The sequence below is a fragment of the Brevibacillus choshinensis genome, assembly GCF_001420695.1.
In the GTDB taxonomy this organism is placed as follows: Bacteria; Bacillota; Bacilli; order Brevibacillales; family Brevibacillaceae; genus Brevibacillus; species Brevibacillus choshinensis.
Genome location: NZ_LJJB01000007.1, coordinates 1161478 through 1183509 on the forward strand (window position 1 = coordinate 1161478; position 22032 = coordinate 1183509).

21 protein-coding genes and 1 other annotated feature are annotated in these 22032 nt (G+C 47.6%); of the genes, 15 read left to right on the forward strand and 6 right to left on the reverse strand.

Features of this window, described 5'->3' with window-relative positions; all coding sequences use genetic code 11:
- Window positions 1-145 precede the first annotated feature (145 nt).
- The 15 genes from AN963_RS05590 to AN963_RS05660 all read left to right on the forward strand — a co-directional run bounded on the left by AN963_RS05590 (window position 146) and on the right by AN963_RS05660 (window position 15625).
- The gene (locus AN963_RS05590; RefSeq protein WP_055743538.1) at window positions 146-2419 is read left to right on the forward strand and encodes a GGDEF domain-containing protein; all 2274 of its coding nucleotides are present in this window, start codon (window positions 146-148) and stop codon (window positions 2417-2419) included.
- A 68-nt stretch (window positions 2420-2487) separates the two neighbouring features.
- A complete protein-coding gene (locus tag AN963_RS05595) occupies window positions 2488-2922 on the forward strand; it encodes a peptidylprolyl isomerase (protein WP_055743539.1) in 435 nt (144 codons plus the stop codon).
- 137 nt (window positions 2923-3059) lie between these two features.
- The gene (locus AN963_RS05600) at window positions 3060-3728 is read left to right on the forward strand and encodes a site-2 protease family protein (RefSeq protein ID WP_055743540.1); all 669 of its coding nucleotides are present in this window, start codon (window positions 3060-3062) and stop codon (window positions 3726-3728) included.
- 19 nt (window positions 3729-3747) lie between these two features.
- Entirely contained in the window at window positions 3748-4515 is a 768-nt protein-coding gene (locus tag AN963_RS05605; protein WP_055743541.1) for a segregation/condensation protein A, read from the forward strand.
- Window positions 4505-5089, forward strand: coding sequence for an SMC-Scp complex subunit ScpB (gene scpB / locus AN963_RS05610; RefSeq protein WP_055743542.1), 585 nt, complete (start codon window positions 4505-4507; stop codon window positions 5087-5089). Before AN963_RS05605 ends, scpB begins: the two co-directional genes overlap by 11 nt.
- Before the next feature lie 97 nt (window positions 5090-5186).
- Window positions 5187-6359, forward strand: coding sequence for a D-alanyl-D-alanine carboxypeptidase family protein (locus AN963_RS05615; protein ID WP_055743543.1), 1173 nt, complete (start codon window positions 5187-5189; stop codon window positions 6357-6359).
- Entirely contained in the window at window positions 6352-6942 is a 591-nt protein-coding gene (locus AN963_RS05620; protein ID WP_055743544.1) for a nucleoside recognition domain-containing protein, read from the forward strand. Before AN963_RS05615 ends, AN963_RS05620 begins: the two co-directional genes overlap by 8 nt.
- An 11-nt stretch (window positions 6943-6953) precedes the next feature.
- A complete protein-coding gene (locus AN963_RS05625) occupies window positions 6954-7487 on the forward strand; it encodes a spore maturation protein (RefSeq protein WP_055743545.1) in 534 nt (177 codons plus the stop codon).
- A 110-nt stretch (window positions 7488-7597) separates the two neighbouring features.
- On the forward strand, window positions 7598-8347 hold the full coding sequence (locus AN963_RS05630) for a pseudouridine synthase (RefSeq protein WP_055743546.1): 750 nt from the start codon (window positions 7598-7600) through the stop codon (window positions 8345-8347).
- Window positions 8348-8457: 110 nt separating this feature from the next.
- On the forward strand, window positions 8458-8982 hold the full coding sequence (gene resA / locus AN963_RS05635; RefSeq protein ID WP_055743547.1) for a thiol-disulfide oxidoreductase ResA: 525 nt from the start codon (window positions 8458-8460) through the stop codon (window positions 8980-8982).
- 12 nt (window positions 8983-8994) lie between these two features.
- Window positions 8995-10623, forward strand: coding sequence for a cytochrome c biogenesis protein ResB (gene resB, locus AN963_RS05640; protein WP_055743548.1), 1629 nt, complete (start codon window positions 8995-8997; stop codon window positions 10621-10623).
- A gap of 23 nt (window positions 10624-10646) precedes the next feature.
- Window positions 10647-11876 (forward strand): cytochrome c biogenesis protein CcsA, encoded by a 1230-nt coding sequence (ccsA, locus tag AN963_RS05645; protein WP_055743549.1) that lies wholly within the window; start codon window positions 10647-10649, stop codon window positions 11874-11876.
- Window positions 11877-11966: 90 nt separating this feature from the next.
- Window positions 11967-12683 carry a response regulator transcription factor gene (locus AN963_RS05650; RefSeq protein WP_055743550.1) on the forward strand — a complete coding sequence of 239 codons (717 nt, stop codon included), beginning with the start codon at window positions 11967-11969 and terminating at the stop codon, window positions 12681-12683.
- 1 nt (window position 12684) lies between these two features.
- Entirely contained in the window at window positions 12685-14511 is a 1827-nt protein-coding gene (locus tag AN963_RS05655; protein WP_055743551.1) for an ATP-binding protein, read from the forward strand.
- Window positions 14489-15625, forward strand: a complete 1137-nt coding sequence (locus AN963_RS05660; protein ID WP_055743552.1) for an HAD family hydrolase — start codon at window positions 14489-14491, stop codon at window positions 15623-15625. The genes AN963_RS05655 and AN963_RS05660 overlap by 23 nt, the downstream gene beginning before the upstream one ends.
- A gap of 65 nt (window positions 15626-15690) precedes the next feature.
- On the opposite strand, the gene AN963_RS05665 is transcribed toward AN963_RS05660, so the two are convergent.
- The 6 genes from AN963_RS05665 to AN963_RS05690 all read right to left on the reverse strand — a co-directional run bounded on the left by AN963_RS05665 (window position 15691) and on the right by AN963_RS05690 (window position 22014).
- On the reverse strand, window positions 15691-15966 hold the full coding sequence (locus AN963_RS05665) for a hypothetical protein (RefSeq protein ID WP_055743553.1): 276 nt from the start codon (window positions 15964-15966) through the stop codon (window positions 15691-15693).
- A 12-nt stretch (window positions 15967-15978) separates the two neighbouring features.
- On the reverse strand, window positions 15979-17262 hold the full coding sequence (locus AN963_RS05670; RefSeq protein ID WP_055744462.1) for an ArsB/NhaD family transporter: 1284 nt from the start codon (window positions 17260-17262) through the stop codon (window positions 15979-15981).
- 119 nt (window positions 17263-17381) lie between these two features.
- Window positions 17382-18965: a phosphoglycerate dehydrogenase gene (gene serA, locus AN963_RS05675; RefSeq protein ID WP_055743554.1), complete on the reverse strand. Its 1584-nt coding sequence runs from the start codon at window positions 18963-18965 to the stop codon at window positions 17382-17384.
- Complete coding sequence (locus tag AN963_RS05680) at window positions 18958-20112, reverse strand: pyridoxal-phosphate-dependent aminotransferase family protein (protein WP_055743555.1); 1155 nt, start codon at window positions 20110-20112, stop codon at window positions 18958-18960. The genes serA and AN963_RS05680 overlap by 8 nt, the downstream gene beginning before the upstream one ends.
- A gap of 71 nt (window positions 20113-20183) precedes the next feature.
- Window positions 20184-20422, reverse strand: a binding site (T-box leader).
- 364 nt (window positions 20423-20786) lie between these two features.
- Window positions 20787-20993 carry a ferredoxin gene (locus AN963_RS05685; protein ID WP_031305339.1) on the reverse strand — a complete coding sequence of 69 codons (207 nt, stop codon included), beginning with the start codon at window positions 20991-20993 and terminating at the stop codon, window positions 20787-20789.
- Between the two features lie 103 nt (window positions 20994-21096).
- Complete coding sequence (locus AN963_RS05690; protein ID WP_055743556.1) at window positions 21097-22014, reverse strand: hypothetical protein; 918 nt, start codon at window positions 22012-22014, stop codon at window positions 21097-21099.
- Window positions 22015-22032: the final 18 nt, after the last annotated feature.

Here is a 22032-nt window from a genome sequence, read left to right on the forward strand (position 1 = left end):
ATCAAATAGGTTCAGCCTCCCTGGATATCCCGGGGAGGTTTTTTTAGGTCCTTTGTGCTATTTTTTATCAATCCTCCATATCCCTTTTACAAAAAATTAACGCGTAACTGCCATAATGGGGAATGGCGAGGAGGAAAGATTCACCATGTGGTCGACGCTCATGCATCGGTTTGGGCGCTTCCCCTTTTTCACACTGGATAAACGGCAATGGATGAAAAATGTCATCAGCCAAGAAGTGGAAAAAGGGCGCAGCGTAGTCATGTTTTATGTGGATATAGTCAAGCTGACAGAAGTGGAGAACCGCTACGGGGATGTAATTGCCAAGCGGGTGCTTCATATTTTCGAGAGGATTATGCCAGCCGTATCTCGTCATGTATTTGAAATCAGGGGGAAAATCCTCGCGATCCAAAAGCTGTGGGGCGATGATTTTGCCATATATGTGTCTTTTAGTGGCACTGTGAATGAAGAGGATTGCCGAATGCTATCCATTCATTTTCAGGAACAGGCGGAAAAGCAATTAAATCGGCAGGTGAGCTTTGTTAATCGAGAGGAACTACGTGTTCATATTGGTTATGCAAGTCTGCCGGGGCAAGATATTGTTAAGGAAATGTACATGTCCGTAAAACGCGCCGTCCATATGGCTAAGTACGGGATTACGTCAGAAAAATATACGAATGTCACTCAATTTCATAAGTTGCTTGCGGAAGAGAACGTTCATATGCACTTCATGCCGATCATTCATTTACCCGATGGGGAGACGTTGGGCTGGGAAGCATTGGCGCGCGGACCTATAGATAGTCCGTTTGCCACTCCGTCCATGCTGTTCAATTATGCGGAGGAGACAGATACAGTATTTCGACTGGAGCACATCTGTCGGAAACGAGCATTAGAGCAATTGCGTTACCTGAAGCCACATCAAAAGCTGTTCATCAATCTGGACCCACGTGCCATCGATGATCCCTTTCTTTTGCGCGGTGAGGTGTTTTCCTTATTTGAGCATTACGGATTGAATCCCCACAATGTTGTGTTTGAAATTACGGAACGTCATGCGATTTCGAATTACACGGTTTTTCGCAAGATCATTGAGGAGTACCGGAAAAAAGGCTATCTCATCGCTGTTGATGATGCAGGAGCCGGGTATTCCAGCCTGGAGTCTATTACCGAAATTTATCCCGATTTTATCAAATTAGATATGTCGCTCATTCGTAATGTGGATGTAGACCCTATCAAGCAAGCCCTGCTGGAGACGTTCGTTCAGTTCGCGGATAAGGTGAGCTGCAAAATTATCGCGGAAGGTATTGAGACTCAGAGAGAACTGGAGACGTTGATGGAAGTAGGCGTCACATACGGGCAAGGATATTTTCTGGGGCGACCAGATAAAGGGATGACACACGTCTCTGGTCAGGCGATGAATTTTCTCGGCTTTATGCAAGAAAAGCGAACGAGCGAACAGGGAGAGCCTTTGATCTTTACGCCAGCGATGTCAGAAATCTTGGCGAAGACCATCTGTGTGGAAAAACATGCAAAAGTGCGTCGCGTGCACGAAATATTCGAGCAGAATCAACGAATTGAAAGCATCGTTGTGTTAGAGGAAGGGGAGCCGATTGGCCTGATCATGCGGTTTCAGATCTATCAAATATTGGGGGGGCAGTACGGAATCGCTCTCTACTATGAGCGCCCCATTTCACAGATCATGAATGCCAATCCGCTCACGGCCTACAAAGATGACAAGCTGGACGAGGTAGCACGACGTGCCATGGCACGGGATACCTATCATCTGTACGACGTGGTGATCATCACTGGGGAAGAAAACGAATACATCGGGATCGTAACGGTGCAAAGTCTGTTGGATAAAATGGCTTCCATCAAGCTGGAGATGGCGACCTCTGCAAATCCTTTGACTGGTCTGCCCGGGAATGTACAGATTGAGCGCGAATTAAACAAGCGAATCAAGCAGCGGGAGTCGCAGCTGGTCATCTATTGCGATTTGGATCGTTTTAAGTGGTTCAACGACCGGTACGGGTTTGAAGTCGGGGATCAAATCATCGTCAGAACAGCGAACCTATTGAAGGAAGCGGTCAAACATTACGGGAGCACGTCCGATTTTGTCGGGCACATTGGAGGGGACGACTTCATCGTCATTACCCAAGCGAGCTGCGCACAGGAACTGATCTCCTTTTTATTGGATGCCTTCTCCCCATATTTTGCTGATATTTATGAGAAGCGGCGCATGGGCGACGGATCTGTTCTTTCCATGTCCATGGCAGGTGTTCGTCTCATCGCAGGCAAGTACGAAAATGTGGAGGCGATTGCCGAGAGGGCGGCACATGTGAAAAAGCTGGCGAAAGAGCAGGCAGGCACTGTGTTCCTCGACGATTGGGAATTCCGTTCAGATGAAGTGCATCAATCTCAGGTATAAGTTGGACGGCGTCCCTTACGCATGGTAAAATGGGTACGTTAACTTTACCAGGTCTGGAGGCTTACATAATGAAAAAAGCGCATATCACCATGGAAAATGGTAACCAAATCGAGCTGGAGCTGTTTGATCAAGAAGCTCCTGGCACCGTAGCCAACTTCGAAAAACTGGCAAACGAAGGCTTCTACAACGGTCTGGCGTTTCACCGCGTGATCCCAGGATTCGTAGCACAAGGTGGCTGCCCTTATGGAACAGGTACTGGCGGCCCTGGATATACCATCAAATGTGAAACGAAAGGCAACCCGCACAAACATCTGCGTGGCGCTCTTTCCATGGCACATGCAGGTAAAGACACTGGCGGAAGCCAATTCTTTATCTGCTACGATTCCTTCCCGCATCTCGACGGCGTACATACTGTATTCGGTAAAATTACATCCGGTATGGAGCATGTGGATGCAATCAAGCAAGGCGAGAAAATGGGTACTGTAAAAGTAACAGCTGAATAAGATGGCACGAACCAAAACACTGGCGAATCATTTCGTCAGTGTTTTTATTTGCCTGCTAAGGCGTGCGTGAGAAGGCTTGTAAGCATATCCAACTGCTGGTATTCTAGAAATTAGACGATTTTTTTGAGGAGGAACCAATGGATCTTTTTCATTTTGATTGGAAGACTGTGCCGTTTCGCATGATCGCGTTCGTCATCGCTTTCTCTTTGCATGAATGGGCACATGCTTTTGTTGCCTGGAAGCTGGGTGACAATACAGCCAAGGATGAAGGGCGCTTGACTGTAAATCCGATTCCCCATATCGATCCGTTCGGCTTGATCTTGATATTGTTTGGACCGTTTGGTTGGGCCAAGCCAGTGCCGATTAACCCGCTGCATTTTCGCGGCAACAAGCGGCTAGGGATTGTGTACGTGTCCGCTGCTGGACCGCTGATTAATTTGGTACTAGCTATCTTGTTTTCTGTGTTGTACATCGTGGTGGGACATACAGGCGCATTGGAAGGAATGAATGAAAAATGGGCGTATGCGATTGAAATCACGATGGAGTTTTGTATTGTGATCAACGCTGCCTTGTTTGTGTTCAACCTACTACCGATCGCTCCATTAGACGGATACAAGATATTACGTTTCCTGTCCCCACGACGTTGGGATCGATTCTTTTACAATTTGGAACTCTATGGTCCGTGGATTTTGTTGTTGCTTATTTTTATTCCGGGTGTCAGCTCTACCATTTTCGGAATACCACTTGGATTTATCATTACGTGGGTACAAGAAATAGCAGTGCGGATCGTTACACTGTTCGTATAAAGGAAACGAGGGACTACCTGTGGCTTACAGCATCAAACTGGATTCCTTTGAGGGACCGCTCGACCTGTTACTCCATCTGATCGACAAGGCCGAAGTGGACATTTACGACATTCCTATCGCGGAAATAACCGAGCAGTATCTGGCGACGATTGATACGATGCAGGAGCTGCAGCTGGATGTAGCGAGCGAGTTTGTCGTTATGGCGGCGAGTCTCCTCTCGATCAAAAGCAAGATGCTGCTGCCGAAAAAAGAGGAGCACGTCTTTCAGCAGTTTCTCGATATGGATGTCGAAGAGATTGACCCGCGGGAAGAGCTGGTGCAGCGTCTTTTGGAGTATAAACGATACAAGATGCTCGCGGAGCGTCTGCGTGAAATGGAAATTGGGCGAAAACAAGTGTACACGCGTCCTGCTGAGAATTTGTCACCTTATGTGAAAGAAGAGGATCATACCGTCAAGGACGTGACGCTCTATGATCTGATCTCCGCCTTGGAAAAACTGGTGAAGAAGGTCAATGACAAACAGCCGATCACCAAAGTATCTAGGGACGAAGTATCGATCAAAGACAGGATGTTCGAAATCCGTCAACTCGTGCGTGTAGGGGGAGGAATGGTTCGCTTCTCGCAGCTATTTACACGAGGAGCGACTCGAACCGAGATCGTGACGAGCTTTCTTGCCCTCTTGGAGCTGATGAAAGCAAAAGAAATTACGTGTATCCAAAATCAATTGTTTCAGGACATCATGATTTGTGACAACACAACGAAAGGAGCCCCTGAGGATGGACTATGACAAGCTGAAAGGCGTCATTGAGGGCTTGTTGTTCATTTCGGGCGATGAAGGCATCGATGCCAAGGAAATTAGTGAAATCACCGAGGTATCGGAAGAAGAAGTCATCGACTTGATTGAAGACATGAAAGCAGATTTTCGCCGAGCGGGCAGAGGGATTCAGATCGTGGAGGTCGCACGTGCTTACCAGCTGACGACACTGCCCGAGCACGTTCCTTTTTTTGAGCGCTTGGCGAGCTCACCCAGTCAATCTACGCTTTCTCAGGCCGCGCTGGAAACATTGGCGATCATTGCGTATAAACAGCCTTTGACCCGTTCGGAAATCGAGGAAATTCGTGGAGTGAAATGCGAAAAAGCTCTTAACACCCTGCTATCCAAGCAGTTAATTCGTGAAGCTGGCCGAGCAGAAGGAATTGGGCGTCCGATCTTGTACGCGACAACCAAGGACTTTTTGGAACACTTTGGCTTGCGGGAATTGGCGGATCTGCCGGAACCACCCGTCAATCTGGACATCGAAGAAGCGCGTATGGAAGCATCCGCTCTTTTCGGAAAGTCAGAAGAACCAACCAACGACTAGACACGTTGGGACAGTTTTTCGTACTAACAGACGACTCGTCCCCATATACATGGTACAAACCTGTGCATCGTTGTATTTTGTAATGGGGAGGACGTTTATGAAAGTGCGAAAATTACTGTCCGGCGTGCTCGTCGTTTTTCTTTTTATACAGGTCCTATTGTTTCCCACCACTGATGCCCGAGCAGCTGCGTCAGCTCCAGGATTGTCTGCGGAAAGTGCAGCGTTGATCGATGTGGCGAGTGGACGGATCCTGTACTCAAAGAATGGGACGAAAAAAATGAGGATTGCCAGTCTGACCAAGACGATGACGGCGATCGTGGCCATCGAGAGTGGAAAATTGAATGAGGTAGTGACGGTGCCGCCAGAGGCAGTCGGTGTCGAAGGCTCCTCTATTTACTTGAAGAAAAATGAAAAACTGACGCTGGAAGAGTTGTTGTACGGGTTGATGCTGCGTTCTGGAAATGATGCAGCCGTGACGATTGCGACGCATGTAGGAGGGTCACTGCCTGGTTTTGTGTACATGATGAATGAAAAAGCCTCGTTGATCGGAATGAATCATACGAATTTTACTAATCCGCATGGACTCGATGACAGCAATATGCACTATTCCACTGCGGAAGATATGGTCAAACTTTCCGCCTATGCCCTGCGAAATCCGGTGTTTCGGCAAATCGTTTCTACCAAGGTAAAGGACATTTCGTGGGAAGGTGAGCAATGGGACAGACGCCTGCTCAATAAAAATAAAATGCTTCACCTATACAACGGAGCAGATGGCGTAAAGACGGGCTATACCAAGCTAGCGAAGCGCTGTCTGGCATCCTCAGCTACACGTGACGGGCGGCAATTGGCTACGATCACCTTGAATGCCTCGGATGACTGGAGCGACTCTGCCAAACTAATGGACTGGGGCTTTGCCAACTTTCCCATGAAAGAAATCGTGAGTCAAAAGGAAAATGTGAAGCCAGATACACCCATCACATTGGAAGCGGGCACTCAACTCGTTACGATGAATGCGTTTCGCTATCCGTTGCAGCAATCAGAAGCGGATGAAGTTCACAAGCGAATTGTATTAGGAGAATCTATCATTAATGGAAAAATGAACGGCAAGCTGGTCGGATTTATGCAGATATACTTAAAAGAAAACATGATCGGCCAGGTACCGCTATTGGTAAACGTGGATTCGCCTGCATCGACCCAACCACAAGCCAGTGGCCGAACTTTCTGGCATCACTTTTGGGAGATCGTGGCGGGAGGGATGTGGAGTGCTTAACGCCATCTGGCTCGCATTGATCGTCATCAGCATAGCAGTGGCTGCCATCAACGGTAGGATGGAAGTCATCAACCAGGCTGCCTTTGAAGGGGCCAAGACAGGGGTGACGGTGTGCTTTGGACTCTTGAGCATTCTCGCCTTCTGGATGGGGCTCATGCGCATCGCTGAAAAATCGGGATTGCTGGAGCTGCTGGCACGTGCTCTATCACCCATTATTCAATTGCTGTTTCCGGATGTCCCCAAAGGACATCCTGCGATCGGCTACATTCTGTCGAATATGAGTGCAAACCTTCTGGGACTGGGGAATGCAGCGACGCCGATGGGACTAAAGGCGATGGAAGAGCTGCAAAAACTGAATGCAGACAAACAGGTTGCGTCACCTGCGATGTGTACACTGCTCGCCATTAACACGGCGAGCATCACCATTATTCCGACAACGATGATTGCGATCAGGATGCAATACGGCTCCGTCAATCCGGTGGAAATCGTTGGAACGACCTTACTCTCATCCTTTGGAGCTACGATTGTCGCACTTTTCATTGATCGCTGGTACCGTTACCGCCATACAAGACGTCACAGATAGGGGGAAACCGCATGTACCAATGGGTATCCCTGATTTCTCTTTGGGCCATTCCCATTACGATTGCTTTTGTGCTACTCTATGGTTGGCGAAAGCAGATTCCTGTATATGAGACCTTTGTGGACGGGGCAAAAGGTGGACTGACGACGACAATCCGCATTCTGCCACACTTGATTGCCATGATGGTAGCAGTGACCATGTTCAGAGAATCAGGTGCCCTCGAGCTTCTCCTTGGGATGATAAGACCCGTTCTTGATTTTCTACACTTTCCAGAAGAACTGGTTCCACTCGCTTTGTTACGGCCTTTGACGGGGACAGGGTCACTGGCAATCGCGACAGACCTGATCGCTCAATACGGACCCGATTCTTTTCTGGGAAGACTGGCAGCGACAATGCAAGGAAGTACTGATACGACGTTATACGTATTAACCGTCTACTTTGGGGCGGTTGGGATCCGCAATTCTGCCTATGCGCTAAAGGTGGGTCTCTGGTCTGATCTGGCAGGAGTCATTTTCTCCCTGCTCATCGTGACGTACGTCTTTTCGTGAGGCACCCAAATAGATTGACTCGGAAAAACTTCCTCAAGGCGGGGAAGTTTTTCCCTTTTTCTTGTCCACACTGTTAAGAATGGGTATGATGTTGTAGAGGTGATCCATGGATGGAACGATTACAAAAAGTGCTAGCACACGCAGGAGTCGCCTCTCGTCGCCATTGTGAAGAGTTGATCGTACAAGGGAACGTCCAAGTAAATGGCAAAGTGGTACGAGAATTGGGGACAAGGGTTGACCCGCAGGTTGACAAGATTTTAGTAAATGGTCGACCGATTCGTACCGAGCAACCGATCTATCTGATGCTATACAAGCCTACAGGCGTTATCACAAGTGTCTCAGATCCACGTGGTCGGCGCGTTGTTACTGACTTGCTAAAAGGGATAAAAGAGCGGGTGTATCCGGTGGGACGACTGGACTATGACACTTCTGGCCTGCTTTTATTGACCAACGATGGCGAACTGGCGAATCGACTGGCACACCCTAGCTATGAGATTGATAAAGTGTACCGTGCCTGGGTGAGGGGAGTGCCTAGTCAGGATAAGGTGAAGAAGCTGGCAACGGGAATTCAACTGGAAGATGGGTTGACTTCACCAGGAGAAGCCAAATTGTTGAAGTCTACCCCGACCAAGGAAAAGGCTTTGGTAGAACTAACGATTCACGAAGGCCGAAATAGGCAAGTTCGACGAATGTGTGACGCAATCGGTCACCCGGTCATTACCCTGGAGCGTATCCGACTCGGTTTTTTGACATTAGAAGGATTACAGCCGGGACAGTACCGTCCGCTGACGAGCACGGAAGTAGAAAAACTGAAGCAAGGACTCGTCCAGAATCGGAAGAGCAGACCGCGCTCTCGTTGATTCGTTCAAAATCTGTTCATAAGTTAGGCGCTGCCGGAAAAACTAGGAACGCTATAATAGAAAGGAAAAACGTTGCAATTCTATTAGTGGTAGATGGGAGTTAGGGCAACATGAACAAAAGCAATCGTACATACATCCGAGTGGCCGTGCTAGGTCTCTTGCTCGTGGCACTTGTCTTTGCTCTCTATTCCAGCTTTGTTAAGGATCCGAACGCTGTGAAAGTAGGGAGATCTGCACCGAATTTCAGCTTGCAGCAATTGAATGGACCTGAATTGGCTCTAGGTGACTTGAAGGGGAAGGGAGTCATCCTTAACTTCTGGGGAACTTGGTGTGAGCCCTGTAAAAAGGAAATGCCGGCCTTGCAACAGCAGTACAACCAGTTCAAAGATAAGGGACTAGTCGTCCTTGGCGTCAATATTGGCGAGTCGCCTGTAGCTGTTGAACCATTCGTTAAACAATTTGGCGTCAACTTTCCTATTCTCTTGGACAGTGAATCCCAAATTACAAAGCTGTATCGAATTGGACCGATCCCGACTACTTTTTTTATTTCACCAGACGGGGACGTAGAAGAAATCTTCATTGGTCAATTAAATGAAGCCATGATCACAGAGAAAGTGAAGAAAATCTTGCCGTAAGTGAGGATCAATATGGATCAGCGAAAATGTGAATGTGGACATACCAATCCCGTTGGGACGCTGCTCTGCGAATCTTGCGGCAAGCCGCTAGACATTGAAGTAGTGGAGCAGTCAGATTTTCCGGATATGCGCTATGAAGGGATGGCGCGCCGTTCCCAGACCTACACGAAAAAAGTAATTGACCGAGTCTGGAACTGGTTTTCTTCTGTCAAAATTGCAATCGGTATCATTATTGTTATTTTGATAGCATCTGCTGTGGGAACCATCTTCCCGCAACAGCAGTACATACCTGTACCTGTACCAACTGAACCCGATGTCGCTCGTTTCTATACGGATACATACGGACAGCTGGGTACGATTTACTATGGTTTAGGCTTTCACAATTTGTATTCTTCCTGGTGGTTTGTGACGCTTTTGGTCATGCTTGGGACATCTTTGGTAATCTGTAGTCTCGACCGTGTCATTCCTTTATACAAAGCGCTTACAAAACCGCGACTCAATCAGCACAAATCCTTTTTGAAGGGACAAAAGCTGTTTGCTGAAGGACCGATGCCTGAGGGTTCTAGTCAGGAAGAACTGCTGAGAATGGCTGCGGAAACCCTCCGGAAGAAGGGGTATCGGATCTTCTCGACCGATCGTGCGTTAATGGCTGAAAAAGGTCGGTTTAGCCGTTGGGGACCCTATATCAACCACATCGGTCTTATTCTCTTCTTGATTGGTGTGCTGATGCGGAGTATTCCAGGTTTCTTTATGGACGAATATGTATGGGTGCGGGAAGGACAGACCGTCGCCATTCCAGATACACCGTATTACGTCAAAAACGTTTCGTATCACACGGAGTACTGGTCGGAAAGTGAAATGCCTGAACAGCTTGATTTAAAAGGTGGCGTCATTCCAAAGAGTTTTCAGACAGATGCCATTTTGTACCTAAACAAAAACGCTGACTTGCCTGGGGCGAAACCAGAATTGGTTGAAGTCAAAAACGGTCCCATCGTTGTGAATCATCCGATGGAACACGAGAGTCTCTATCTTTATCAATCAGGTGTACAAGAAATGCAGCTAGGCGCTCTCAATTTCAACTTGGTTGATCTGAAGAACGGAAACAAAGAGTTGGGTCTAATCAAGATCGATCTGTACAACCCGCCAAAGGAGCAGGATCTCGGTAATGGAGTCAAAGTTCGTACGTTGGACTATTTCCCTGATTTTATTATGGGGAAAGACGGCAAACCGGCGACTCAAACGAACCTGCCAAAGAACCCGATGGTAGCGATAGAGATCATGGGAGAGAACGGAAATCTCACTGAGAAAATGGTGTACGTGGAAGGTACGATCATCACCCAGAAAACAGATCCACGATATGGCCTCGTCATCAGAAAACCGGACTTGATCGACATCACTGGGTTAAATGTTCGAATGGATAAAGCCGTACCATTGATCTACTTCGGTTCTTTTATTTTCATGATCGGAGTAGCGATGGGCTTATTCTGGCAACACAGACGCATTTGGGTCCAGTTCCAGGAAGATAACGTGCTGCTGGCAGGACATACCAATAAAAACTGGTTTGGCTTGCGAAGAGAAGTCGATGGGCTCATCGAACATACGAAATTGCCATTGACTATCGAAGAAAAAACAAAGGCGTAAAAGCTTCAAGGAGGGACACATGCGTGCAGTACATCCAATTGAGTGACTGGTTATTGGATATTGCGTTTCTGCTCTACGTGCTCTCGTCCATCGTATTCGTCGTAGCAATGACGGGGAAGAACTGGGCGGGGCGCGACCCCAAGCAACATGAAACGCGTTTTGGACGAATCGCCTACTGGCTGGCGGTGATTGGTTTTATCGCACAGACCGGTTATGTTGTGACTCGCTGGATCGGAGGCGGACACAGCCCGACTAGCAATATGTTTGAGTTCATGGCATTCTTGGACTTCTGTATAATTCTTGCCTATCTAATTATTTACCGGATTTACAAGCTCACAGTTATCGGGGCTTTCGTTTTACCACTAGGCGTTATCATGCTGGCGTACTCCTATGTATTCCCGGCAGAAGTTACACCATTGATTCCGTCCTTGCAAAGCTATTGGTTGCATATTCATGTGACCACAGCAGCACTGGGTGAGGGGATTTTGGCAGTAGGCTTTGCTGCGGGACTGATGTATTTGATCCGTACCGTGCCTCAAAATGTTTCTACCAGAAGCACGAAATGGCTAGAGGTTGTACTCGCTGTAGTACTGATGTTGGTTGGCTTCATCGGGATGGAATCGACATTTGCCCGTTTGGATCAAAAGACCGTATTTGAAATGAACAAAGAAACGAAAAATGCAATGGGGCAGATGGAAAAGCTGCAAGCCGAATACACCATGCCAGCCATCGTCGCTCCTGCTGACTCTACGATTATCAAGCAAGGGCCGATGTCACCGCTGTTTACCGCTCCTTCCTGGATGGAAGGGAAAGATGCAGCTCGTAAATTGAACACGATGCTGTGGTCTGTCATTACGGGTGTGGTGCTGTACGGTGTCTTGCGTCTCCTTTTCCGCAAACGTCTGGGCGCGATCATTCAGCCGTCCGTTGACGGGATTGATCCAGAGCTGTTGGATGAGATCAGCTACCGCGCAATCAGTATTGGCTATCCGGTATTCACACTGGGTGCACTGATTTTCGCCATGATCTGGGCGCAAGAGGCATGGGGCCGCTTCTGGGGTTGGGACCCAAAAGAAGTGTGGGCACTGATTGTCTGGCTGTTCTATAGTGCGTACTTGCACTTGCGACTTTCACGTGGATGGATCGGCGCCAAGTCTGCTTGGATGTCCGTCATTGGTTTTGTTATCATCTTGATTACACTCGTCGTAGTCAATCTGGTTATTGCTGGTTTGCATTCCTACGCAGGTGTGTAATAAATCCTAGAAAAAAGCTGGTCTTGATACCAGCTTTTTGGACTATCATCCATCGGTTATAAGAAATCAAATGGGTAAGAGGTGTTGGGCATGGAGAAATTGGCACGTATCCTTGTAGTGGATGACGAAGAACGCATCCGCCGTCTGCTGAAAATGTATTTGGAAAGAGAGAACTTCCTGATCGATGAGGCAGATAATGGAGAACAGGCAGTCGAAATGGCAGTAGGTAGCGATTACGATATCATCTTGCTCGACCTGATGCTACCAGGTATGGACGGAATCGAAGTCTGTCAACGCATCCGAGAATTCAAGGCTACCCCAATTGTAATGTTGACTGCAAAAGGGGAAGAAACCAACCGAGTCCATGGTTTTGAAGCAGGAGTAGATGATTATGTTGTGAAACCGTTCAGCCCAAGAGAGGTCATGTACCGCGTAAAAGCAATCTTGCGCCGTTCTTCGGCTACAGCTTACTTAAAAACAGAGACCTTTAACAGTCATTCCGTACTCGTTTTCCCTGAGCTGACGATTGATCATGACGCGCATAAGGTCATCGCAAGCGGTCAAGAAGTGAGTCTCACACCAAAAGAATATGAGCTGCTGCACTATCTGGCGCTCTCGCCTGATAAAGTGTTTACGAGGGAAGAACTGCTTAAGGATGTTTGGCATTACGAGTTTTTCGGAGATTTGCGCACGGTAGATACACACATCAAACGTTTGCGTGAAAAATTAAACCGCGTCTCTCCACAAGCTGCAAATATGATTGCCACTGTGTGGGGCGTCGGCTACAAACTAGAGGTGCCAAAATAAAGTGGACGTCTTTTTTCGCAGTGTTGTAGGAAAGCTATGGATGACCATTATTGCCTTGTTCGCTCTGGTCTTGACGATTTTCAGCTTGCTCATTGTGCAATCCTTCGACAGCTTTTATTCCAACCGACAAACCAAAAACTTGCAGGAGCTAGCTGAAGGCTTGTCGAGTGGGTTGTCCGCAAGTGAAAATATACAAGGTGCATTGGAGATGGCAGCTACTTTTGGCGTAGTGCATCATACCGGAATGGTGGTCTTGGACGATCAGAAAAATGTGGTGGGAAAGAGTGAAGGAAAAGGACTTCCCGCCATTCCGGTGAATGAGCTGCTAGCTACACCTGAGTTGAAGCTGCAAGACGCCTTAGCAGGCAAACATCCTGCGCCCCAACGACTTTATTTGCCGGTAGGCTCCGGTGATCAAAAAAATCCGAGTGCAAATGTACAAATTATAGTAGTAGCCGTGCCAATGGAATATTCCGTTGGAAAGCATGGGTCGGTCGTCATGTACCAGGCGATCGAAGATTTTGATGATACAGTGAACGAAGTCCGCTTTCTTATTTTTGTAGTTGGCGTAATTGCTTTTGTCTCTACAACAGTATTCGCATTCTTCCTCTCGTCGAGAATCACGATCCCTCTGCGTCAGATGAAGGAAACGGCTCATCGGATTGCAGAAGGGGATTTTCATGCCGAGATCCCGATCCGAACGGCTGATGAAACAGGGGAGTTGGCGGCTTCGTTTAATACGATGGCCACGAGACTCAATCAACTGGTGGATGCTTTGTCCAAAGAGAAGGAACAGCTGGCGATTGTACTGCGAAGCATGGTGGACGGCGTCGTGATGTTAGATGCGGAAGGCAAGATTGCCTTGACGAACCCTCCCGCAGAGCGATTTTTACGAGATTGGAAGTTTCAGTACTCCGATGAGGCTGTACCACTGTATTCGATCTATCAGCAGGTCGTGCAGACGGGTCAAGAAGTCACGGAAGACATTCCTTTGCAAGGGCGGATATGGACGCTCGTTATGGTACCTGTAAACGACCGTGAACAAATCCGTGGAGCCGTAGCAGCCTTGCGTGATATGACACAGGAGCGCAAGCTGGACAAAATGCGTAACGACTTCGTGGCCAATGTTTCTCATGAACTGCGAACACCGCTTTCTATGCTTCAAGGCTATAGCGAGGCGATCGTGGACGATATCGTAACAACTCCGGAAGAACATAAAGAGCTTGCCCAAATCATTTATGACGAATCAGTCCGGATGACCAAGCTCGTCAATGAATTATTGAGTTTGGCGAGGATGGAAGCAGGGCATGTGGAGTTGTTCCGAGAAACGCTGGAGCTGCGTCCGTACATGGAAAGGATTCAGCGGAAATTTACGAATTTGGCGAGGGAGCGGGATATACAACTGCTTCTGGAAATATCGACCTCTCACAGTACGGTAAACATTGATCCGGATCGAATGGAACAAGTGTTGACCAATCTCATTGACAATGCACTACGGCATACGCCAAGCAAAGGAAGCGTGACGATACGTGCTCGCGGCGATAAAACTTTGCTACTTGAAATCAGCGATACGGGCAGTGGTATCCCTCAGGAAGATCTGCCGTTTGTTTTTGAACGCTTTTATAAAGCCGACAAAGCGCGGACGCGTGGTCGGGTAGGTGGCACAGGTCTTGGTCTGGCAATAGCCAAGAACCTCGTCGAAGCGCACGGCGGGACGATAAGCGTACAGAGCAAAGTGGGAGAGGGAACGACGTTTACCATTGCGTTGATGTTGCAAACGAAAACAAATAGGAGTGTAGAGAGAAATGATCAAGACGATCTTATTTGATGTTGATGGGGTTATGCTCAGTGAAGAACGCTACTTTGATGCTTCTGCTTTGACCGTATGGGAAATGCTTTACAGCCCACAGTATTTAGGGCTGAAAGCAGATACCTTTACGCCTGCACCAGTGGAGTCCGAAATTCGTAGGGTTCGTGAGCAGGTATTTGCAAAAGATGACGTCCTCAATTTCATTAAAGCACGCGGAATTAACTCCAACTGGGATATGGTGTTTTTGACCTTCTCCTATCAATTGATACGACTGGTTGAGGTGTTAAAGCCACAGCTGGGTACAGAAGTCACCAGCTTGCTCAGCGGACAAGTCGATCGAGCTGAGCTTGCGAAGCTGAGAGAGTGGGGAGCGACCTACGCATCTGATTTTGCTGTAGATTACGCGGCATTCACTCCTGATTTTGCAAAAGGCCCTGCTCAAAAGGCGGAAATGCTGCTTTACTTGAATCAAGTAGCCAAAGAACGTTGCGGCGTAGAGACAGAAATGTTCTCCCGCAATAGTGATCTGTGGCAGCTATGCCAGAAAACATTTCAGGAATGGTATTTAGGTGATGAGAGAGTAGCGGCATCTATTGGACGGGAAACGATGCAACCGGGCAAAAAAGGTTTCTTGACGGATGAAATTCCGATTGTACCGCCGGCTGAAATGATCGAGCTGTTCCGCACCCTAAAAGAAAAAGGATACATCTTGGGAATTGGAACGGGTCGTCCAACGATCGAGACACATGTACCGCTCACAGAGATGAAGGTTTTGGAATGGTTTGATCCAAATCGTGTCGTGACCGCTTCTCATGTACTGGAAGCAGAAGAAGAGTATCCTGCACACGCGCCGATGTCCAAGCCACATCCATTCTCTTATGTGAAAGGATTGCTCGGCTTGTCAGTGCCAAACAGTGAAGTCGTGAACTTCTCACTTCCGATCACAAATGGGGATGAAGTACTGGTTGTCGGAGACTCTCCGGCAGACTTCCTAGCTGCACGCTCGATCGGTTGTAAATTCGCTGCGACGCTCACTGGTTTGTCTGGTCAGGAGGCGCGCGCCAAGTTTGAAGAAGTAAAAGCAGATTACATTCTAGATGATGTAAGAGACATTCTGTCGATTCTTGAATAGAAGATGGACATAAAAAAGACTCCGCCGATGATTTATTCGGTGGAGTCTTTTTCGATTTGGGAGGTCTAATCCCATTGAAGCGACTTCAGGCATTGAAAGCGAAAGGCGTGAATCAAAAATGCATCAATCATATCTTTTCGGACAATGACCTCATAGGTACCGTCTTCGTGGGAGTAGAACAGAGCATCCGTGTAATCTTTATTATTATCAAAGTACGTGCGAACCTGCTTCATTCGTTTGCGCATGTCCTCCGATTTGACGACGATCTGAAAGGCACTATCGGAAGGATTTACAATCTCTTTTATGTCGATTAGGGATTCATCAAATGTATAGCGAAGCATTCGTATTCCTCCTTACCAGATAAAATAACGCAGATACACATACAGATGGGAAATCAAGATGGAGATAATCATTAGAGGAAAAGCAACCTTCATAAAGCCGACAAAGCTTATGTTATAGCCCTCCTTCGAGGCAAGACCGGCGACGATGACGTTCGCGCTGGCACCGATCAAGGTACCGTTTCCACCGAGACAAGCTCCGAGTGCCAGACTCCACCATAAAGGCTCTAGATTTGTGATTCCGAGGGCACCCATTTCCTTAATCATCGGGATCATAGTTGCCACGAACGGGATGTTATCCACGAAAGCAGAAGCAATGGCACTTAGCCAGAGAATAAGGAGAGAGGTATGTAAAGGATCCCCACCTGTCAGCTTGATCGCTTCATTTGCGAGCTTGGCGATGACACCGGTTTCAACGAGTCCAGAGACTAGGACAAACAAGCCGATAAAGAAGAAAATGGTATTCCATTCGACTTTGCTGATAGCGTCTTCGAGATAATGCTCACCGGTCAACAGGAGCAAGAGGAAAGCTCCAGTCAATGCGATGGTAGCTGATTCCAGATGGAGAGCGCCATGCAGCATAAAACCGATAATAGTCAACGCCATGACGGTCAAGGATTTTTTGAGCAAAACCGTATCCGTAATCTCGTCGCGTTCATTCAACTGCATGATCTTGGCACTCAGTTCTGGTGAGGTGACGAGCTGCTTGCGGTAAATAAATACGAGACCAACGATGGTGACAGCCATGATCACGATAATTACAGGGGCCAGATTCACCATGAACGCCATAAAATCAAGCTCAGGAACAGCACTACCGATCATGATGTTCGGAGGATCACCGATCAAGGTTGCGGTACCACCTGCATTTGATGCAATAATCTCACTAATTAATAGAGGGATTGGATTTAGTTGCAGCTGTCGAGCGATACTGAAGGTAACAGGTACGATCAACAGGACGGTCGTCACGTTGTCGAGAAAAGCAGATGCAAGCGCCGTAATAATACTTAGGTAGACAAGGATTCGAATAGGCTTACCCTTTGCAGCTTTGGCTGCGCGAATCGCGACATATTTGAAAACGCCTGTCTGAGCCGTAACGGCGACTAAAATCATCATGCCGATAAGCAGTCCCAATGTGTTGAAGTCAATGTGATGAACAGCTTGTTCTTGCGTTACAATCCCGAACAGAACCATCAAGATCCCGCCGGACATTGCCACGATGGTACGGTGCAGTTTTTCACTAATAATGAATGCGTAGGTTACTAAAAAGATGCCAATGGCGAATAACGCCTGGTTCGTCATAGTAAGCTCCTTTCTCTTTACATTGTTGTCTTGTCCTATTATATCCATAAGGAAAAAAGGGGTAAAGGAAAAGACCCGGTTTTTGGCCAGGTCTTTTCCAGCATTCATAAAAAGCTATCTTACAGCTCAATTTGGGTTACGCTTTTTACTTCTGCCAATTCTCCCATGGTATCCAGCAGCTCAGCCGTCAATGGTTTATCGACAGAAAGCATCATGATCGCATCTCCGCCTACGTCACGGCGACCCACCTGCATGGTAGCGATGTTCACGTTATTTTCGCCCAGGATCGATCCGACACGTCCGATAACACCGGGACGGTCATTGTGGTGAATATAGAGCAGGTAGCCTTCTGGAGCTACGTCAATGGCATAATCGTCAATTTTGACGATGCGAGCACCATATCCGTTCAATCGTGTACCTGCCACCGAGCGCGTTTCTTGCGTTGTTTTCAGGGAAACGGTCAGCAAGTTTGTAAAGCCTTTGTTTTGAGCAGCTTTTTGCTCGGTAACGGTAATGTCACGCACTTTTGCGAGCAAAGGTGCATTTACAAAGTTCACTTCTTCGCCGAGGCGGAAGGACAGAACACCTTTCAGCACAGTACGAGTCAATGGCGATGTATCGACATCGGTCAATTCGCCGCTGTATTTGATCTCTACCTCGGAGATGGAACCAACGGTTACTTGTGCGAGGAAATGTCCCAGCTTTTCTCCAAGAGTAAAGTAAGGCTGCACTTTTTCCATCACATGAGCAGGAATGGAGGGCAGGTTTACTGCATTTTTAAATGGTTGGTCACGCAGAACTTTAAGAATTTCTTCCGATACGTCAACAGCCACGTTTTCTTGCGCTTCTATCGTGGAAGCACCTAAGTGAGGGGCAGTGATGACTTTCGGATGACCGACCAATGGGTTATCGACAGGCGGCTCTACTTCATAAACGTCCAAAGCGGCCCCAGCTACTTTTCCAGTCGTAATGGCTTCGTACAGTGCTTTCTCGTCGATGATTCCACCACGAGCGCAGTTGATTACACGCACGCCGTCCTTCATTTTAGCGAATTCACGGGAGCTGATGATGTGACGCGTTTCTTTGGTCAAAGGTGTATGAACGGTAATGAAATCCGCATTGCGGCAAATCTCATCCACACTCGCATTTGTCACTCCCATTTTTTGCGCGCGTTCTTCGGTCAGGAATGGGTCATAACCCATGACAGTCATACCGAATGCTTTTGCTCGCTTGGCTACTTCAGAGCCGATACGCCCCATTCCAAGAACACCGAGTACTTTATTGTTGAGCTCGACACCTTGGAAGCTTTTGCGATCCCATGTGCCGTCTACCAGTTTTTTGTGAGCTTGAGGAATGTTGCGGGCTACTGCCATCAGCATCGCGAACGAATGCTCTGCTGTGGAGATCGTATTCCCGTCTGGAGCGTTGATGACTGGGATACCCGCTTGGGTAGCTGCGTTGATATCGATGTTATCGACACCTACACCGGCACGACCGACAGCTCTCAGCTTTTTACCAGCAGCCAGGACTTCAGCCGTTACTTGTGTTTGGCTGCGAACGAGCAGGGCATCGTAATCGGCAATTTCTACGAGTAAATCAGTAGGGGAGAGGTCCGTTTTACGAACGACTTCTACGTCCGGTGCGTCCAGCAATTGTTGAATTCCGAATTCGCTAAGTGGGTCAGTAATCAGTACTTTATACATGTGCGATGAGCACCTCCTGAGCAGCTTTTACACCGGCACCCAGTTCTACTGGAGCACCGATTTGGTGAAGCGACATTTCGATGGCAGCGATGACTTGCAGAACATCGAGTGGTTCGCAATATCCCATGTGACCAATACGGAAGATCTTGCCTTTCAAGTGTTGCTGTCCGCCAGCGATCGAAATGTTGTAATGCTTGGTCAATGCTTTGCGCATCGCTTCCGCATCGAAAGCGCCTTGCGGGTCGCAAGAAGTAACCGTTGTAGCTGCGTAGTCATCCTCAGCCATCAGTTTGATCTTCAGAGCTCTCATGGCTGCACGGGTCATATCACGCATCAGCTCATGGCGCTTGACGATCGCAGGCAAGCCTTCTTCTTCCAAAATATCGAGTACTTCAGCAAGACCAAAGATCAACGATACAGCAGGAGTATATGGTGTTGTTTGATCCTTCATGCTTTTGCGATAAGCTTTGAGATCGAGGTAGAACGCAAGAGATTTGTTATTGTCAATGACCGACCATGCCCGTTCACTAGCTGCCAGGAAAGCGAGTCCGGTAGGGAGCATGAATGCCTTTTGCGAACCTGTCACGACGATATCTACACCCCATGCATCCATTTCGCACGGTACGGCTCCCAGGCAGCTTACTGCGTCGACGATGAATAGGGCATCGGACTGCTTGCGAATGACTTGAGCAAGTTCAGCAATCGGGTTTTGAACACCGGTAGATGTCTCACAGTAAGTAGCAAACACGGCTTTCACTTGTGGTTTTTCTTTCAGGAACGCATCGAGCAGCTCTGGAGTCACTGCTTCGCCCCAAGGTACCTCAAGGCGGTGAGCAATTACGCCGTAACGCTCGCATATTTTTGCAAATCTTTCACCGAAATTACCGCTGACGAGTACGGCAGCTTCATCACCGGGTTGAAGCGTATTAACTACGCCCATTTCCAGAGTACTGGTTCCGCTACCAGCGATAATGTACACATCTTGTTGGGTACCGAAGTATGGCTTCAGGCGCTCAGCAGTGCGAGCAAACAGAGAAGAAAACTTGCCGCTGCGGTGTCCCATCATCGGTTGGTTCATCGCTTGTTGAACGCGTGGTGGAATAGGGGTAGGACCTGGAATTCTTAAGATCTGTTTGTCAGTAAACATGTTCTCTCTCCTCCTAGTTATAAATGCAACAAAAAAACCTCCCGTTCCCACACTGCTCCTATTACAGAACAGTGAGGGACGAGAGGCTTTGCTTCGCGGTGCCACCCTCATTTACCCTTCTTTTCTCAAAGAAGAGCCTTGCTAGGTACATGACCTAAAGAGATAACGGATCTACCGTTCGCGTCTACTTAAATAAGGTTCGACGCAACAACTCGGAAGTGCTTATCTGTGTGTGGAACCGCCGATTCGCAGCGAACATCGGCTCTCTGAGGGTCTCCGGTACACAGCGTTTCTTCGTCATCGCTGTTTGCATTATGTGTCTCGTAAGATTTGTACTTACGATATCACGGCAAAAAGGGTAACGTCAAGCACAAAAAACGGAAAATAAGAACATTGTTTTTAAAAAAATGTTTATCGTTCGTAAATAAATACCGAATTAGGAGGTTCTCAAGATTAAATACGACCAAAACACGAACGTTAAGATATTCATCTCACAAAAAAAGGGAAAAGGCCATTTTAATGTTCGGTTTTTCTGGTACATTTATTGTATCGAAAATGAAGAAAAGTTGAAATGAAAATATACTGATCAAGCGTTCACTGCCGATTGTGAAGAAACTGAAAAACCTCTCTAGCACGAATGCAGAGAGGTTTTCTTTCCATGAAGATGGAATTCACTATTCCACTTTAATAGAATCAGTTGGGCATCCTTCTGCGGCGTCGCGAACGTCGTCTTGCAGGATATCCGGGATTTCAACGCTGTTTGCATTGTCATCCAGTTTGTTGAAGGCCAAGCCTTCATCATCGTAGTCAAAGACGTCAGGAGCAGTTGCTCCACAAGCGCCGCATGCAATACAAGTATCTTTATCTACCCATGTTGTCATCGTGGTTTCACCTCCCATTACGAAGTGGTACGTCCACTATCATAGACCATTGTATGCTCTTGCTCAAAAGATTTCAAGATTGAATCAGTCTAAAAATGTTCGACTACTTGTAAAGCGGGATTTCAGGAGCTTGCAACTGGGAGTAGAGTCTTCCGCTCATTTGTTTAAAGTCACCTGGATGAATGGCATCTGTAGCGTTTAAGAGTCGTACAGCGCTGGTTACGTCTTGGATTCCTAGTGTCTGAGCTTCATTGGTAGCCACCAATTTGTCGATCCTTGCAGTCACGTCTTCCGGGTTGTAGCTTTTCCATTGCTTATCAGCAGACATGGCTGCAGCAGCTAAATACGTTCGATAATGGAAGGGATATTGCTTCCATTGACCCGTGCTGACTGTCTGTGGCAATGCTTTCGGCAACGGCTGTTTCACTACATAGGCAGATTCCCAGGCGGCAACGGAGTGATACATCATTTCTTGCGCCGTCAGCCAGCTGTTTTGGAAAAGAATCAGGCGTGCCGTGATGGCAGCCAGGGTGAGGGCATTACTATTCTGATCGGATCGTATCTGCTCCATACTATCCAAATAAGCCCGTACGCTGTTCGTAAAATTGCTGTGTGCCTGCACCAACATTGGGGACGTTGGCAATGGCACGTTTTTTTCCAAAGCTTTCAACGTCTGCTCAGCTTGTTTTGTCAATTGCTTCAACGCATCGGACTGTTCCTGCTTGTCCATCGCAGCCCATTTCGCCATCACGTCAAAATGAGCCTGACGGAATTCCAGCAACGGAGCGTAGACAGAGTAATGAAAACGGATGAAATCTTGTTCATTATAGAGCTTTTGCTCTCTCAGCATCTTGTCTTTCGCGGCTTCCTTTTGCTCTGCTTCCAGTGCGGCGGTTCGCTCGGATTCCATCTGTGCCTTCATATAATGTGCACCGAAAAAAAATCCACCAACCGCGCAAGCAAGTGATATGATGATCATATACGCCATCATAAATTCTGACTTTTTCAATCGTTTTGTCATAAAACTCCTCCATATGAA